The organism is uncultured Senegalimassilia sp., from assembly GCF_902464545.1.
GTDB lineage: Bacteria > Actinomycetota > Coriobacteriia > Coriobacteriales > Eggerthellaceae > Senegalimassilia.
Genome location: NZ_CABQJR010000001.1, coordinates 1 through 17542 on the forward strand (window position 1 = coordinate 1; position 17542 = coordinate 17542).

Annotated in this window: 4 protein-coding genes; 3 read left to right on the forward strand and 1 reads right to left on the reverse strand. The window is 62.3% G+C overall.

The window, feature by feature from the left end; genetic code table 11:
* Window position 1: 1 nt before the first annotated feature.
* Entirely contained in the window at window positions 2-955 is a 954-nt protein-coding gene (locus RDW26_RS00005; RefSeq protein ID WP_307981903.1) for a transglutaminase domain-containing protein, read from the reverse strand.
* Window positions 956-1378: 423 nt separating this feature from the next.
* Between RDW26_RS00005 and RDW26_RS00010 the strand changes: the two genes are divergently transcribed.
* The 3 genes from RDW26_RS00010 to RDW26_RS00020 all read left to right on the forward strand — a co-directional run bounded on the left by RDW26_RS00010 (window position 1379) and on the right by RDW26_RS00020 (window position 17392).
* Window positions 1379-15421, forward strand: a complete 14043-nt coding sequence (locus RDW26_RS00010) for an Ig-like domain-containing protein (RefSeq protein ID WP_307981905.1) — start codon at window positions 1379-1381, stop codon at window positions 15419-15421.
* Window positions 15422-15425: 4 nt separating this feature from the next.
* Window positions 15426-15977, forward strand: a complete 552-nt coding sequence (locus RDW26_RS00015) for a hypothetical protein (protein WP_307981907.1) — start codon at window positions 15426-15428, stop codon at window positions 15975-15977.
* Window positions 15978-16435: 458 nt separating this feature from the next.
* The gene (locus RDW26_RS00020) at window positions 16436-17392 is read left to right on the forward strand and encodes a putative manganese transporter (RefSeq protein ID WP_307981908.1); all 957 of its coding nucleotides are present in this window, start codon (window positions 16436-16438) and stop codon (window positions 17390-17392) included.
* Window positions 17393-17542: the final 150 nt, after the last annotated feature.

Genomic DNA, 17542 nt, shown 5'->3' on the forward strand with positions numbered 1-17542 from the left:
GCTAGTACACATAGCGGTCGGTGTAGCTTTCCCCGTCCCCGACGTTCGCCCCGCCTCCCGTTGCCGCGAAGGTCAGGTCGATGCGCGACCAGGTGTTCGGGGAGACGCTGAAGCGGGCGCTTTGCCAGGTGCCGTCGATGTTCACCATGATCCAGGCGTGGTAGATGCCTTGCGGCGAGACGGTGCCGGTGACGATCTTCGCGGGAACCCCCTGGCTTCGCAGCATAGCGGCGCCCAGGCTTGCGTAGTCGAAGCAGATGCCTTTGCCCGACTGCAGCGTCTCGTCCGGGTCGGGGATGTATCCGGTGGAATCCTTGAGCTTTGCGGCCTTGTCGTCGTCGTAGGCGACGTTGTCGACGATGTAGGTGCAGATCGCGCGTAGGGCCTCCCCTTGGTTCTCGCAGCCTTCGACCAGCTCGCGGGCTTTGGCCACGCAGCTGCTGGAGGCGGTGTAGCTGCAGTAGACGTTCGGGTGCAGGAACGGGGCAAACTCCGAGGTCAGCGCGACTTCGATGTCGGCGCTGCACAGTTCAACGTAGTTGTTGCCCGACGTGTTGCGCATAATGCGCACCGTGTACGGGCCGTCGCCGAACGCCAGCGGGCACGCGATGGGCGTGCCGTCTTGGGGCATGTCGAAGCTGGAGCTTGCCTGGCCGCTGATGACCTGGGCTTTTATGCGCGCGCTCGAAGCAGCGCTCACGCTGACGTAGCCGTCCTGGGCGCGAGATGCATCGATGAGCGCGTCGTTGGCGCCCGTGGCGGCGCTCGCGTCGAACTGCGTTTCCTCGACTGTTGCGGCAGGGGAGAACGCGGCGCCGGTGGCCTGGTCCTTGCCGGCGCCTCCCGCGCCGCCGGATCCGCTGCATGCGGTAAGCCACAGCAGGGCGCAGAAGGCCGTCGCCGCGATGGCGGCGATGAGCGGGGAGGTGCGCCTTGTCTGTGCGGATGATTCCATGATGCGTCGATTATACGCGTGGAGGGTGGGGTTTCGGCCTGCGCAGTTAAACGGTTTTGACACGAGATCGTTCGTTCGCTTCATCGTTCGTCACGTTGTCGGGAAAGCCCGGAAAACCCTTCTATCGGAGGGGTGACAGTTCTGCGGACATGCAAAAGGCGCGTTGTTTGTTGCGGGCGAATCGAAGAAATGGGCAGAATCGAATATTGAACTGGGATTTCATATATGAATTTATTTGATTTGAATACAGATAATTAGTGGCAGGGGAGGTACAGAATAGGGGGAATCGTTATATAATTGCCCACAATAGCCTGCACTAGGCCGACTGCGCGCTTCGAATGATCGCGCGCGGCGGCGAGACGGGTTGAAACGGTATTTCAATTGCGAACGTTTCCGACGGAAACGCTTGATGAGGTGAACGATATGAAGGCAAAGAGCAACGAGCTGACGGTGGACAGCATGGCGCAGCGATACTCGCTGGGCCACAAGGCGCTGTCCGTGGCGCTGTCCGTCGTCTTGATGGGATTCGGCTGGCCGGCGGTCTCGCCGTCGCAGGTGTATGCCGGCGACGGCGCCGCGGCCGATGATGCGGCGGCGCAGGTGGAAGGCGCTTCGTCCGGTGCAGCCACGAGCTCGGCCGACAAGGCCGCTGATACGGCGGCAAGCTCCGCGGCGTCCGCGGAAAGCTCTGCAGCGCCCGCGGCAAGCGAGCAGCCTACGTCCACTGCGTCGCAGCAACAGGCCGCCCCGAGCGCCTCCGAGTCCGCGCAGCCCGCTGCGACGCAGGAGGTCGAAAGCGCGAAGCAGGATGCCGAAACGGCCGACGTCGAGCTGGTGCTGGGCAACGCCTCCATTACGTATATGAACCAGGTCGTCTCCGCGCCTGCGAAAAAGGTCACCGTGCCCGTGAAGGACGACTTCAAGTTCACGGTGTCCCCCGATAACGGCTACAACCTCACGAAGGCGGTGCTCAAGGTTTCCGGCAAGGAGAACCCCATCTCACCCGATGACCAGGGCGTTTACACCGTTTCAGCCACCGACGTCGCCGCCGGTGCGACCGTGACGCTTGAGACTGAGGCTGTTTCCAGCGAATCCGGCAAGAATGCCGCCGCCGTCTCCATCGAGGATGATGCTACCGAGAAGACGCAGGCTTCCGTCTCCGGCGCAGGTGCCATCTCCGGCCCCACTTCCGTCGCCCAGGGCGATGAGGTTACGCTCGCCGACTCCACCAAGAAGCCCGACAACACGGACTTCGAGAAGTGGATCTATGTTGGCGAGACTGCAACATACCAAGGGACGAGCGGTAACGAGTGGAGCAACTACAGCAGTTGGTGGTATCCAGGCAAAGACGAAGGCTTTATCTCGTTTGAGAAAGACGGCGATAGCGTAACAGTAACGGGTCAGGCCAAGGGCGATGTAGTCCTAATGCATGGCTATTGGAACAGCAGTTGGCAATGGATAACTGAGAAATTCACCATTCATGTGCTGCCTAAGGCCCCGATAACCTCGCTCGAAATCACTGACTCTGATACCACCGTCGAGCAGTTCAAGAGCATCACGCTTAAGACCAACGCCGATACGGACGTCACGTGGACCTCGAGCGACCCCTCGGTCGCCACCATCGATGCCGCCGGCAAGGTGGTCGGCGTCAAGCCGGGCAAGGTCACCATCGTGGCCACCACGGTTACGGCTGAGGGCAAGGTGCTCACCGCCACCCACGAGGTGGCGGTGACGGAATCGACTGCACAGCAAATAAACGCCAAGCTCTTCTTCCTGAAGAGCCCGACGAACAACCCCGACTCGAATTCGGCGGGCGATTGGTTCCCGACGGGCGGGCAAAGCAACTTGGGTGTCAAGGTAAACGTCGAGGGGGCGGCCTTCAGCGGCCAAAACACATGGGACAACGTTGCGAACCGTGTCGTAAAATGGCCCGACGGCTCCGCCGGATCTTCTTGGACCCTGCCGCAGGGTAATTCCTACTGGGATAAGGTTTTCGATAGCTATAAGTCCGAGATAGAGGACAAGCTGCACGTGTCGATCAGCAAAGACGACGTCGAGGCCATTGTCCTGCATCCGTATAAGATCTCGAATAATAGCGGTATCTATCATCTTGACTGCAAGGTCGAGATCAAGGTCAAGCAGGTTGTGACGGCAACGTTCTGGCTACAGTCTGCGGGCGCGACCGGTTTCGATAAGCAGTATTCCGTTTCGACGCTTGAGGTGAAAGATGGTGCCGCGCAGGTTGTTGCGCCTGCTGCGCCCGAAGCCGAGAAGACCGTCAACGGCGTAACATATAAGTTCATGGGTTGGTATTCCGACAAGGATTGCACGCAGCCGGTGACGTTCCCTGTTACCACGGCCGAGAACGTCTTCTACTATGGCAAATATGTGCCGTGCGACCAGTCGATTCAGGTGAACTACTATCTCGATAACACGAATACCCCCGTTGCTCCCTCACAGACTCTTACCGGCTATATGAAGGGCCAGAAAGTTACGCAAACGCCGATCGACATCCCGGGTTACACGCCTGTGTCCACGGATGCGAAATCCGGTGTGGTGGGCACCGACTCCTCCATCAACTTCTACTACAGAGCAAATCCGGTGGACTATAGCGTCGAGTACTACTGGACGGGTTCGGACGAACCGCTTTCTCCAAGCGAGAAGCATTCGGGCCATGTGGTAGGCGACCAGGTCACCGGGCTTGAGCCCAAGGCGATTGCCGGTTACACGCCGGTCAGCGATAATGTCAAGGACCTCAAGCTCGGTGCCGACGAGTCCAAGAACGTGGTGAAGTTCTACTACCGCCAGAACGTTTCGCTGACGGCGAACTCCGATGATAACAAAACCTATAACGGCTCCGAGCAGAGCGTCGAAGGCTACACGACGAACCTTCCCGAAGGCGCGAGCACCAGCTTCGACGGCGTAACGCTCGAGGGCGGCAAGGGCACGAACGCCGGGGATTACCCGTATACGTTCGCGAATGGCACCATCGGCAAGGTCAGCTCCGATAATAACTATGTCGTGACCCAGACGACGCCCGGCAACCTGCACATCGGCCCCGTTACCGACGAGGTTACCATTACGATTTCCGGTCACAACGGCGGGGAGAAGTACAGCGGTGAAGAGCAGAGTGTCTCGGGCTACGACGTTTCCGGTTTGCCTGCTGGTGTGGGTGAAGGCGATATCAGCTTCACCGGTAAGGCAGAAGCAAAGGGCACTGATGCCGGCGAGTACAAGATGGGCCTTGCCGAAACGCAGTTCTCGCTCAAGGGTGATGCCGCCAAGAACTACGTCAACGTGAAGTTCCGGGTTGGGCGTGATGGCGTGCTTACCATTGGCAAACGCACCGTTATCTTGACATCCGAAGACGGTGATAAGAACTACGATGGCAAAACGCTGCAGCGTCGCACCAATATCGGCGAGAGAGTGAGCGGCGACGGCTTCGCGGGCAAAGATGGCGTCTTGGCTAAAGACAAACTCACCTGGTATGACGAGAACAATATCCTGCCGGGTACGTATGAGAACAAGTTCGAGCCCGCCTACACTTCCAGCACCAACCTTAACAACTATGACGTGCAGCTTGTGTTTGGCAAGCTGGTGGTCAACGCGCGCGCCGACAATAAGAAGTACGAGGTCACCGTCAAGGGCGCAAGCGGTACGTCCGTCTATAATGGGCAGCCCCATAGCGCAACCGGCTTGGAGACGACCTCCTATACTAATAAAGAAGGCGTTCGGTTCTCCATCCGGGCTAAGACGTCCGGTGCCGAGAGCAAGGTGGACGCCGGCACGTATGAGAACAAGGTTTCAGACGTCGTCGTTACCGACCCCCATGGCAACGACGTGACCGATCAATTCAAGATCACGACCGAGGACGGCAAGCTCACCATCGACAAGCGCGCCGTGACGATCACGGCTGGGTCCGCGGAAAAGGAATACGACGGCAGCGCGCTGACCGCCGATCAGGCTGACCCGAAGTTCACTACCAAGGGCTTCGTTGACGGCCAGGGCATCTCCAATGTTACCGTGGAGGGCTCGCAGACCCAGTGCGGCACCTCCGCCAGCACCATTAAGGACAACAGCTGGAAGTTCCAAACGGGGACGAACGGGGATAACTACAGCGTTACCGTGAAGCCGGGAACGCTGACGGTGAAGCATCGTTCGGACGACAAGAAGTATGCCATCACGCTGACGGGCAAGAGCGATGACGGCGCTACCTATGACGGCAAAGAGCACACGGTGTCCGGCGTGGAGCAGGATAGGTGGACCTTCGACGGCGTTGAGTACACCGTCTCGAATTACCGCGCGAACGCTTCAGGCACGGATGCTGGCACCTACAGCAATATTGTCACCAGCGGCGAGCGCGGCTATAAGGTGACCGACCCGAACGGCAACGACGTGACGGAGGAGTTCTCCATCAGCGTCGCCCCGGGCACGTTGACCATCAGCCCTGCCGAGGTAACCGTGACTGCCGGCTCTGCGACCAGGACTTACAACGGGTCCGCGCTGACCGCCGCTGAGGCGGAGCGCGAGTTCATGGCCGATGGCTTCGTGGGCGATGACGGCATCGCGTCCGCCAGGGTTGACGGCTCCATCACCAACGTCGGTGAAACCGACAGCAACGTGGTGCAGGACAGCGTCGTGCTCAAGGATGGCACCAAGGCATCCAACTACAACATCACGTATAAGCCCGGCAAACTTGAGGTGACGCCCAACACCGATGAGGTGGTCGTCACTATTGCCGAAAAATCCGACGCCAAGGAATACAACGGTTCAGAGCAGTCCATCGAGGGCTACTCCTTTGCCAACATCTCGAACAGTAACTACGCCGCCACGGCTGTCAAGTTCGTGGGCTCTCCTGATGATAAGGTTGCCAAGGGCACCGATGCCGGCACCTATGAGATGAACCTCAAGCCCGAGGACTTCAAGAACGGCAGCGCTAACTTCGCCAACGTGAAATTCGAAATCGTCGACGGCTCGCTCGTCATCGCGAAGCGTGCCGTGACGCTGACTTCCGACACGCCGGCTGAGAAAACCTATGACGGCAACCCGCTCGAAGACCATAACGTCAGCGTTACGAGCGGCAGCCTGGCTACCGGGGACAAGCTCGTCGTAGATGTCACCGGTTCTCAGACCGATGCCGGCAGCAGCGCTAACGCGTTCACGTACGAGCTGGTGGATGCTGCGGGTAACGGGCTGGCGAAAGACGCTGAGGGCGCCTACCGCAACTACAACGTCACCAAAGTCGAGGGCGTCCTGAAGGTGAACCCGGTGTCCGATGAGGTCGTGGTGACCATCACGGGCGACCATGCCGAAGGCACCTACAACGGTAAGCCTTTGACGGCTACCGGTTACACCTTTGCGTCTTCCAACGCGCTGTACACCAGCGCAAAGGTCGCTTTCTCCGGCGAGAACAGCGTGTCGCGCACCGATGCCGGCACGACCGTCATGGACCTGCAGGGCAAGTTCGCGAATGCTGATGCGGTCAACTTCCCCAATGTCCGCTTCAATATCACGAACGGCTCCGTTGCCATCTCCAAGGCGAAGGTGACGCTTCGGTCCGCTGACCTTACGAAGGAATATGACGGCACGGCTCTGACCAACAAAAACGGCGGCGAGGGGCAGACCCCGCTTGCGGAGGAGTCTGGCTGGGTCGAGGGCGAAGGCGCCGCTTACGTCTTCACCGGTTCCCAGACGCTGGTGGGCGGAAGCCCCAACGCGTTCAACTACACGCTGAATGGGAACACCAAGGAAGGCAATTACGATATCGGCGTGATCCCCGGTCAGCTGACGGTGACCAATCGCCAGGCGCAGTACCAGGTCACGGTTGAGGCGAACTCCTCCACCGGCAACAGGTACGACGGCGTTGAGCACGCGGCGACGGGATTGAAAACGTCCGAGTTCACGGTGGACGGCCAGAAGTACACGGTCGAGGGCCTGAATACCTCCGACCCGAGGGCCGTTAACGCCGGCGAATATGCGAACACCATCAGCGGCACGCCGGTGGTGAAGGATGCCAACGGCAACGATGTGTCCAGCCAGTTCGCGGTTACGCTGGTTCCGGGCAAGCTGGAAATCGCGAAACGCTCCGTCACGCTGACCTCGGCAAGCGATAGCCGGGTGTACAACGGCGAGGCGCTGACCAACGATGGCGTTACCGTTGGCGGCGATGGCTTCGTTGCGGGCGAGGGCGCTGTCTATAACGTGACGGGCACCATTACCGACGCTGGCAAGGTGGCCAACTCGTTCACGTACGAGCGCAACTCGAACACCAACTTCGACAACTACACTATTACTAAGGAAGAAGGCACCCTTGAGGTGACGCCGGTTGCCGACAAGGTCACCGTCACCATCACGGGCAACAGCGCCACGCTGCCGTACAGCGGCTCCGAGCAGAGTGTGGCCGGTTACGACTTCAAGGCATCCAATCCGCTGTACAAGGAAGGCGACCTTGCCTTCAGCGGAACGGCCGTTGCCAAGGGCACGAATGCCGGCACCTATAACATGAACCTGGCTTCTGGGCTATTCTCCAACATCAGCGGCAACTTCACCAACGTGGAGTTCGTGGTCGTCGATGGCTCGCTTGAGATTACGGGCGGCGATCTGGATGCTGGCAAGGTCGTCTGGGATGTGCACGATGTGCAGAAGGTCTACGACGGCACACCGCTTTCCGCGTATGTCGCAAAAGCCACCGACAAGTTCGGCAATGCGCTCAAGGTAGAGTACAGCACCGATGGCGAGCAGTGGACGGACGATCCGTCGAGTATCACGCTGACCCATTTCGGCTACCAGGAAGTGAAGTTGCGCGCGACGGGCGCGAACTACGCTGCTGGCCAGTATGCGGAAAACAAAGATGGGGAGTGGGTCGCCATTACCAGCCGCCCGGTCAAGCTGACTTCTAAGGGCGATAACAAGAAATATGACGGCAAACCGCTCACCAACGATACCGTGACGGTTGAAACGAAGGGCGAGGGGACCGGCTTCATCGACGGCGAGGGCGTGACCATCAACGTCACCGGTTCCCAGACCGATGCCGGCGAAAGCGACAACACCTTCGACTACACCTTCAACGAGGGCACGAACGCCAACGACTACTGGGTGACGACCGAGTACGGCAAGCTCGTGGTGACCGCTAGCGATTCCGAGGTGGTTGCGACCATCGCCGGCCATAACAAGACCGTTGAATATAACGGCTCCGAGCAGTCCGTCGAAGGCTACGACTTCGTCGAGGAGGCATCCAATCCGCTGTACAAGGAAGGCGACTTCACCTTCAGCGGCGAAGCCATTGCTAAGGGGACAAATGTCGGAACCTACAACATGAACCTTGCTTCCGAGCAGTTCATCAACAAGAGCGATAACTTCTCGAAGGTCGTGTTCGCCGTAACGGACGGCACGCTGACCATTACGCCGAAGTCCATCGTTCCCGATCCCGAGAACCCGAAGAACACGATGTCCGTCGATTCGCCTGCGGATGTCGTCTACAACGGTCAGGATCAGACGTGGACGCCCGTCGTCAAGGATGGGGAGCGCACGCTTGAGCCCGGCAAGGATTACACCGTCGAATACAGCACCGCTGACCACACCAATGTTACCGGCAAGATCACGGTGACCATCACCGGTATCGGCAACTATTCCGGCAAGGTCGAGCGCACGTATCAGATCACCAAGCGCACCGTTGGTCTGAAATCCGAGGGCGGCTCTAAGCCTTACGACGGCACCGCGCTTACCAAGCCCGAGGTTTCCGGCTGGCAGCAGCAGGGAGACACCGGCTTTGTGACGGGCGAGGTTTCCAACGTTCGCGCTACGGGTTCCGTGACCACCGTTGCCCAGGGCGGGGTTACCAACTCGATTGCATACGACACGAACGCTGGCTTCAACGAGAGCAACTACACCATCTCCAAGGACGAGGGCAAGCTGAGCATCACGGCGCTTGCGGCCGAAGATGGCATCGCCATCACGCCGAACAACGCTACCTATATATATGATGCGTCTTCGCATGAGGCGGGTGCCGCAGCGGCTTCGGCTTCCGTTGCGGGAACCGACGTGAACCTTGAGTATCGCGTCAACGCCAGCGCCGATACCGAGTGGCGCAGCAATGCTTCCGCGATCACGGCGATCAACGCCGGCGCCTTGACCGTCGAGGTTCGCGCTTCCGCCGCGAACTACAGCGGCTATAAGTATGCAGAGCAGACGCTTACCATCCAGAAGCGCGACGTCGAGCTGACGTCTGCCAGCGCGTCCAAAGTGTATGACGGTGCGCCCCTTGCGAAGGACTGGGTCGACATGGGCCCGAACCGTCCTGACACGGGCTTCATCTGGACCGACCTTTCCGGTGACGGCCAGGTGCACGCGACGGGCTCGCAGACCGAGGTCGGCTCTTCCGAGAACGTGATTTCCTACCAGCTCAAGCCCGGTGCGGAGAACAACTACAACATCATCGGCGAGCACGTCGGCACCCTTACGGTGACGGCTCAGTCCATCACACCCGATCCGCAGAACCCGGATTCCTATAAGGGCGTCGCGATCGACGAGCCGAACGACCATGTCTACGACGGCACGGAGCACAAGTGGGCTCCCGAGGTCACCGACAAGGACGGCAACAAGCTCGTCGAGGGCAGCGATTACACGGTGACCTACGATACCGACGACTTCGTGAACGTGAAGGTCGTCAACGTGACGATCGCCGGCAAGGGCAGCTACACGGGCACGTGCGTGAAGGCGTACGAGATCACGAAGGCCCCGCTGATCGTGAACGCGGAAAGCGCTTCCAAGGTCTATGACGGTGAAGCCCTGACTGCGGGCGCGACGATCGAAGGCCTTGTCGGCGGCGAGACCGCGGCCGCCCAAGCCCATGGTTCCCAGACCGAGGTCGGCTCTTCCGCCAACACGGTGTCGGACATCACGTTGGATGACATCACGTGGGATACCGCCAAGAAAGGCAATTACTATATCGCTGCGCAGAACGACGGCACGTTGACCGTCACGCCGAAGGGCATCGCCCAGATGACCGTCAGCAGCCTGCCCGACGTTATCTACAACGGTGAAAGCCAGCAGCAGAAGCCGGTCGTGAAGGACGGCGAAAAGGCGCTGACTGAAGGCGTCGACTACGAGCTGACGTACTCCGAGAACACGACCGATGCGGGCACGGTGACCGTGACCGTCACCGGCAAGGGTAACTATGCCGGCAGCGTCGACGTGGAGTATCTCATCACGCCCGCGCCGCTGGCGGTTGCCACGCCGAGTGCCTCCGGGGTCTACAACGGCAAGCCCCTGACCGCCGCCGGCTCCGTCTCCGGCTTCGTCAACGGCGAGTCCGCGCCCTTCGAGACCACCGGCAGCCAGACCGAGGTGGGCACGAGCGACAACACCTACGCCATCGACTGGGCGGCGGCGGGCGCCACCGCCAAGCAGGCGAACTACACGGTCTCCGAATCCATCGGCAAGCTGACCGTCACCGAGTTCGCCGACCAGGTGGTCGTGACCACCACGGGCGGCGCCTTCACCTACGATGGCACGGCTCATGGCGCTACCGTGACGGTCGGCGCCCTGCCCGAGGGCTACACGCTCGAGGCCGCCGCGTCCAGCGCTACGGCGACGAACGTTTCCGACGGCGAAGTGGCGGCAACGGCCGACGTGCTCGTCATCAAGAACGCCCAGGGCGAGGACGTCACCTCCAAGCTGAACGTCAAGTTCGTCGACGGCGCCATCAAGGTCGAGCCGGCGAAGCTGACCGTGACCACTCCGAGCGCCTCCAAGCCCTATGACGGCAATGCGCTGACGGCCGAGGGCAAGGCGTCCGGCTTCGTGAACGGTGAGGCGGCCACCCTCAAGACCACCGGCGGCCAGACCACCGTCGGCACGAGCGAAAACGGCTACGAGCTGGTGTGGGACGACAACGCGAAGGCGGAGAACTACACGGTCGAGGAGAACCTCGGCACGCTCGAGGTCACCAAGAGCATGGCCGGTATCGTGGTTATCCCGCAGGGCGGCACCAAGGTCTACGACGGCACGGCTCTCGAAAGCGCCGGGGTCAACGTGATCGGCGTGCCCGCAGGTTTCGCCCTTTCGGCCAAGACCAAGGGCTCCACCACCGATGCCGGGTACGTTACGGCCGAGGTCGATTCCTATATCATCACGAACGCCGCCGGCCAGGACGTCACCGACCAGTTCGGCAACGTGGCGACCGGCAAGGCTTCGCTCGTCGTGACCAAGCGCCCGGTGACGCTTGTCTCCGGCGACGCCTCCAAGGTCTACGACGGCACCGCGCTCACCGAGCACAAGGTCAGCGTGGAGGATGGCTCGCTTGCCTCCGGCGAGGAGTTCGGCTACGACTTCTTCGGCTTCCAGACCTCCGTGGGCTCCAGCAAGAACACCTTCGCCGCAAAGCCCGGCAACGGCAGCACGAAGGTGGAGAACTACGACATCACCTATAGGTACGGCACGCTGACGGTGAGCGCGCAGTCCATCAACCCGGACGACCCGATCCCGGGCGCGTATGCCGGAGTGAAGGTCAACGCTCCGAGCGACGCCGTTTACGACGCGCGCGAGCATAAGTGGATTCCCGTGGTCACCGGCAAGGACGGCAACGCGCTCGTCGAGGGTCGCGATTACACGGTGACCTACAGCACCGATGACTTCACCAACGTGACGGGCGCCATCAAGGTGACCATTACGGGCATCGGCGATTACACCGGCTCCGTTACCAGAGAGTACCAGATCGCGCCCGCTTTCGTGAAGCTTGCGTCCAACACGCGCGAGTTCTTGTACAACGGCGCGTACCAGTCCGATGACGCGGTGACGGTCCAGGGCGCCGAGGCCTTGTTCCGCAGCCAGGTCGATGACCTGCAGGCGGTCGGCAAGGTCATGACGGTGGCCGAGGGCAAGGTTCCCAACACCATCGCCTACACCTGGAAGGACGGCTTCAAGGTAAGCAACTTCGCCATCGAGAAGAACGAGGGCGAGCTGTCCGTCGTCGTGAAGGATATCGTCTCCTCCGCCGACATGACGGTTTCCAGCCCGAGCGACCTTGTCTACGACGGCCGTGAGCACAAGTGGGCTCCCGAGGTGAAGGACGGGGAGAAGCTCCTGACGGAGGGCGTCGACTACACGGTGTCCTATAGCGCCGATGACTTCACCAACGTGACGGGCGTCATCACGGTGACCGTCACCGGCCAGGGCAACTACGCCGGCAGCGTCGAGCGCGCGTACCGTATCACGCCCGCGCCGCTGACGGTTGCCACGCCGAGCGCATCCGGGGTCTACAACGGGAACGCCCTGACCGCCGCCGGCTCCGTCTCCGGCTTCGTCAGCGGTGAGTCCGCGCCCTTCGAGACCACCGGCTCCCAGACCGAGGTGGGCACGAGCGACAACACCTACGCCATCGACTGGGCGGCGGCGGGCGCCACCGCCAAGCAGGCGAACTACACGGTTTCCGAATCCATCGGCAAGCTGACCGTCACCGAGTTCGCCGGCCGCGTGGTCGCGACGCCCGGCAGCTATTCCGGCGTCTATGACGGCCAGGCCCACGGCGTCGATGTGACCGTGTCCGGCCTGCCCGAGGGCTATTCGGTGAAGGCTGCGCACTCCAACGCCACGGCAACCGATGCGACCGATGAGGCGGGCGTGACCGCTTCGGTCGACGAGCTGGTCATCGTCAACGCCCAGGGCGAGGACGTCACCGATAAGTTGGATATCGAGAGGCAGGCCGGTGCCATCAAGATCGCGCCCGCCGAGTACCATGTCGTGACCGAAGGGGCCTTCAAGGTCTATGACGGCACCGCGCTGACGGCGCCCGGCAAGATCGTCGGCCTGGTCAACGGCGAGGAGGCGTCGCTTTCCGTGACCGGCAGCCAGACTGATGCGGGCTCCATCGCGAACGCATACGCGATCGCGTTCGACAAGTCCGCGAAGGAGGGCAACTACATCCACGGCGCCGATGTCATCGGGACGCTTGAGGTGGCCGCGGCCAAGGCGGAGGGGAAGATCGCGCTGAGCGGCAGCTCCGCTTCCAAGGTCTACGACGGCAAGCCGCTTGCGGCGCAGGTTGCTTCCGCGACGGTCCCGACGCAGGATCCGGTGACCATCGAGTACAGCCTTGACGGCGAGAGCTGGACGACCGACCCCGGCTCGCTCACGGCGACCGATGTGGCAGATTCCGCGACGGTCCAGCTCCGTGCGTCCAGCCTGGGCAACTACGAGGGCTACGTGTACGGCTCGCAGCAGCTGTCCGTCACCAAGCGCGCGGTCAACCTGAAGAGCGACAGCGCCTCGAAGGTGTTCGACGGCACCGCGCTCACCAGGCCCGAGGTTGTCGGCTGGAAGCAGCTCGGCGATGAGGGCTTCGTCGACGGCCAGGTCTCCGCCGTGCGCGCCACGGGCAGCGCTACCCACGTTTCCGACGGCAAGGTGGCGAACACGATCGTCTATACCGAGAGCGAGGGCTTCAACGCGGACAACTACGCCATCTCCAAGGACGAGGGCGTGCTGAGCGTCACGGCCAAGCAGATCGCCGCGGCCGATATGACCGTCCGGGCTCCGGCCGACGTCGTGTACAGCGGCAAGGCCCAGCAGCAGAAGCCGGTCGTGAAGGACGGCGATAAGGTGCTGGTCGAGGGCGTCGACTACGAGTTGACGTACTCCGGGAACGCGACCGACGCGGGTACCGTCACGGTGACTGTGACCGGCAAGGGCGACTACGCCGGCAGCGTCGACGTGGCGTACCAGATCGCCCCTGCGCCGCTGACGGTGACCACCGAAAGCGCCAACAAGGTTTACGACGGCAAGCCCCTGACCGCTGACGGCAAGGTCGACGGCCTGGTCAACGGCGAGACCGTCGCGTTCAAGGTGGTCGGCAGTCAGACCAAGGTCGGCGAGAGCGACAACGCCTACAAGATCGAGTGGAGCGGGACAGCGAAGCGGGCGAACTACAGGCTTGAGGCCGAGACTATCGGCAAGCTGACCGTCACCGAGTCCGCCGACGAGGTGGTCGTGACCACCACGGGCGGCACCTTTACCTACGACGGCGCGTCCCACGGCGCCACCGTCAAGGTGGCCAATCTGCCCGAGGGCTACTCGCTTGAGACCGCCGAGTCCGCGGCAAGCGCGAAGGACGTCTCCGACGGCGAGGTGGCGGCCACGGCAGACGTGCTCGTCATCAAGAACGCCGAGGGCGAGGACGTCACCTCAAAGTTGAACATCAAGTTCGTCGACGACACCATCAAGGTCGAGCCGGCGAAGCTGACCGTGACCACCCCGAGCGTTACGAGGGTCTTCGATGGCGATGCGCTGACGGCCGAGGGCAGGGTGTCCGGCTTCGTGAGCGGCGAGACCGCAACCTTCAAGACCACCGGCAGCCAGACCGAGGTCGGCTCGAGCGTGAACGGCTACGAGCTGGTTTGGGATGGCAGCGCGAAGGCGGCGAACTACACGGTCGTGGAGAACCTCGGCACGCTGACGGTGTCGGCGCAGTCCATCGACCCCGACGATGCCGGCGCGTTCGGCGGCGTGACGGTCGGCTATCTGGCCGACACGGTGTACAACGGCGCCGATCAGCGCTTCGAGCCCGAAGTGGTCGACAAGGGCGGCAAGGCGCTGGTGAAGGGCCGCGATTACGAGCTTTCCTTCTCCGGTGATGTGAAGAACGTCGGCGAGGTGACCGTGATCGTCATCGGCAAGGGCAACTTCGCCGGCAGCGTCGAGCGCACGTACCACATCACGCCCGCGCCGCTGGCGGTGACCACGGGCAGCGACTCGAAGATCTACGACGGCAGCGAGCTCACGAACAGCGAGCTGTCGATCGAGGGCCTGCAGGGCGAGGATCGAGTCACGGCGGCCACCACCGGCAGCCAGACCGAGGTGGGCAGCTCCGAGAACACCTATCGCATCACGTGGGGCGATGTCGATGCTGCCAACTACGTCATCGACGAGCACCTGGGCACGTTGACGGTCACGCCGGCTCCGGTGCCCCCGACGCCGAATCCGGATGACGGCACGACTCCGACGCCGGAGCCCACCCCGAGCCCGACCCCCGGCGACGGCTCGACGCCTGGCACGACTCCGGACGGCACGACGCCCGGTTCGACTCCGAATCCTGGCAACGGCTCGACGCCCGCCTCGGCTTCGACTCCGGCGCCTGCGGCCGCCGGCCCGCTCGATGCGTTGGCCGACGTGCTCGAGGGCGCGTACGAATCGGTGACGGGCGGCCCCGAGGCCGATAACCCGGTCGAGGAGGAGCGGATCTACGACGCCGAGAACCCGTTGGGCAGGGAGTCGGTCGAGGATCGTTGCTGGGTGCACTGGTACATGATCGTCGGCATGGTCCTGACGGCTGTCTATGGTCTTGCGGCGGCGCTTCGCCGTAAGAACCACGAGCGCAAGCTGCGCAACGACATGAACGACGTCTTGGGCGACGGCGACGGCAAGGACCCCTCGGGGTCTCCCGCCGCCAAGCCCGCTGGAATGGAGGCTTAGGGCTATGAGGAAAAGCAACTATCTGGTGCTGGGCGCGGCGGCCATCGTCGCGGCGCTGCTGCTGGTGCTGTGGTACCACCTGGGCTTCAACCGCATCGATAGCCCGCTCGACCTGACGCTGGCCATTGTATGGTGGGTCGGCATCGTGGCCATCGCCGCGATTCTCGTCCGCTTAGAGGAGCGTCGCCGTCGCCAGATCCGCACGCTGTACGTGTCCTCGAAGTCGCTGTACAGCAGCGAGCTCGGTATGGTGGGCATCGGGGAAGCCGGTGCGGTCGAGGCCATGCGCGGCATGCTCGGCCAGCTGAAATACGGCTTCGATTCGAAGGGCCTGCCGGACCGCAAGAAGTTCGACTACCGCTTCGTCGTGCGAACCGACGAGTTCAAGGAGCACGATAGCGAAGACGGCAAGCCCGCCGATGACGCGGCGGCAGCCTTGGCGGCCCAGCGCAAGGATCCCACGTGGAAGGGCACGGTCATCAAGGTCGACCGCCAAAACGGGAACAGCGAAACCCCGTTCGACGGCATCGATCAACTGAAGGCGGCGCTGGCCTAGCCGGTCGCCCCGCGCAATCTCGTTTGCCGCCCTCGGCACCAAGCGAGGGTTGATTGGGCAAGACCCTCACGGGCCCGGGAGAAATCCCGGGCCCGTCTTATATCGCAAGCTGGATGAACACCCTCCTGGAACCTGTTCATGTCCCAGCACGAGGGCGGTTGGCCTGAACAGGTTCCAGGTACCTGTTCACGTTCGCTTGAACGGGTTCCAGGAACCTGTTCGCGTTCGTGTGGGATCGGATGAACACCCTCCTGGAACCTGTTCATCCACAAATGATGGTTCGGCGCCGTGAGCTGCAAGGCGCTTCGGGCCGGGGAGGGCAAAAGTCGGGAAAGTTAACCATCGTTCACGGTTTCTTCACGTTCGCTTGACGCGTTCTGTAAACTGGGAACCTGACACACGGAGCGCATGCGACGCATGCGCAGGCAAGGGCACCTTTCGATCGCAAGGCAAGGTTCATGGAAGACATCACGCATCTCATCGGGCACGTTCTCGAGCACTCCGTCGAGGACACGCTGTACCTTATCCCGTTTTTGTTCGTCACCTATCTGGCAATGGAGTGGCTCGAGCACAAGGCGGGCGACAAGGCCGAGGAGGCCGTGCGCCGTGCAGGCGCGGCGGGGCCGGTAGTCGGTGCGCTCGTGGGCATCGTCCCGCAATGCGGCTTCTCGGCGGCGGCGGCAACGCTGTGGGCGGGCCGCGTCATCACGCTTGGCACGCTGTTCGCGGTGTTCCTGTCAGCCTCCGACGAGATGCTGCCCATCTTCCTGGCCGAGCAGGTGGCGCCGATGACCATCCTGAAGATCATGGGCGTGAAGCTGATAATCGGCATGGTCATGGGCTTCGTGGTGGACGCGGCCATCCGACTGGCGCGCCGCGACCGCGAGAAGCTGCGCATCCACGAGCTATGCGAACGCGACCATTGCCATTGCAACGGCGATTGCGAAACTTGCGAGCAGCAGCCGGAGCTGGCGTACGATTTCGAGCACGATGAGGAACACGAGCATCATCACGAGGGCGGCTCCATCTTGCGCAGCGCCCTTAAGCACACGGTGCAGGTCACGGTGTTCATCTTCGTCATCACCCTTGTGCTCGACGGCGCGCTGGAGCTGGTCGGCGAAGATGCGCTCGGCGCGTTTTTGGGCAGCAACCCGGTGCTTTCCGTGCTGGGCAGCGCGTTGGTGGGCCTTATCCCGAACTGCGCGGCAAGCGTGGTGATCGCGCAGCTCTACGTCGAGGGCGCGCTCGGCGCGGGCGCCATGATGGCGGGCCTTCTGGTGTCGGCCGGCGTGGGCCTGCTGGTGCTGTTCCGCACCAACCGCCGTCTTCGCCAGAACCTCATCGTGCTGGCGGGCCTGTGGGCCACGGGCGTGTTCTGGGGCCTCATCATCTCTGCGTTCGGCATCGCGTTCTAAGGCGTCGGAACCGCGGGTGCGGGGCTGAAGCGGCGGTGCGCGGAAGGGCCGCATCCGATTCCCGCCAGGCGGGGGACGGGTGCGGCCCCTGCCGTTTTATGCGCATGGCCGAGCGCCGCGCCGCTGTGATAGCATGGATGTCAACGATGA

What these genes read in the sequence shown, in the direction of transcription:
- RDW26_RS00015 (WP_307981907.1), top strand. Translation starts at nt 15,426, where the DNA reads ATGAGGAAAAGCAACTATCTGGTGCTGGGCGCGGCGGCCATCGTCGCG.
- RDW26_RS00010 (WP_307981905.1), top strand. Translation starts at nt 1,379, where the DNA reads ATGAAGGCAAAGAGCAACGAGCTGACGGTGGACAGCATGGCGCAGCGA.
- RDW26_RS00020 (WP_307981908.1), top strand. Translation starts at nt 16,436, where the DNA reads ATGGAAGACATCACGCATCTCATCGGGCACGTTCTCGAGCACTCCGTC.
- RDW26_RS00005 (WP_307981903.1), bottom strand. Translation starts at nt 955, where the DNA reads ATGGAATCATCCGCACAGACAAGGCGCACCTCCCCGCTCATCGCCGCC.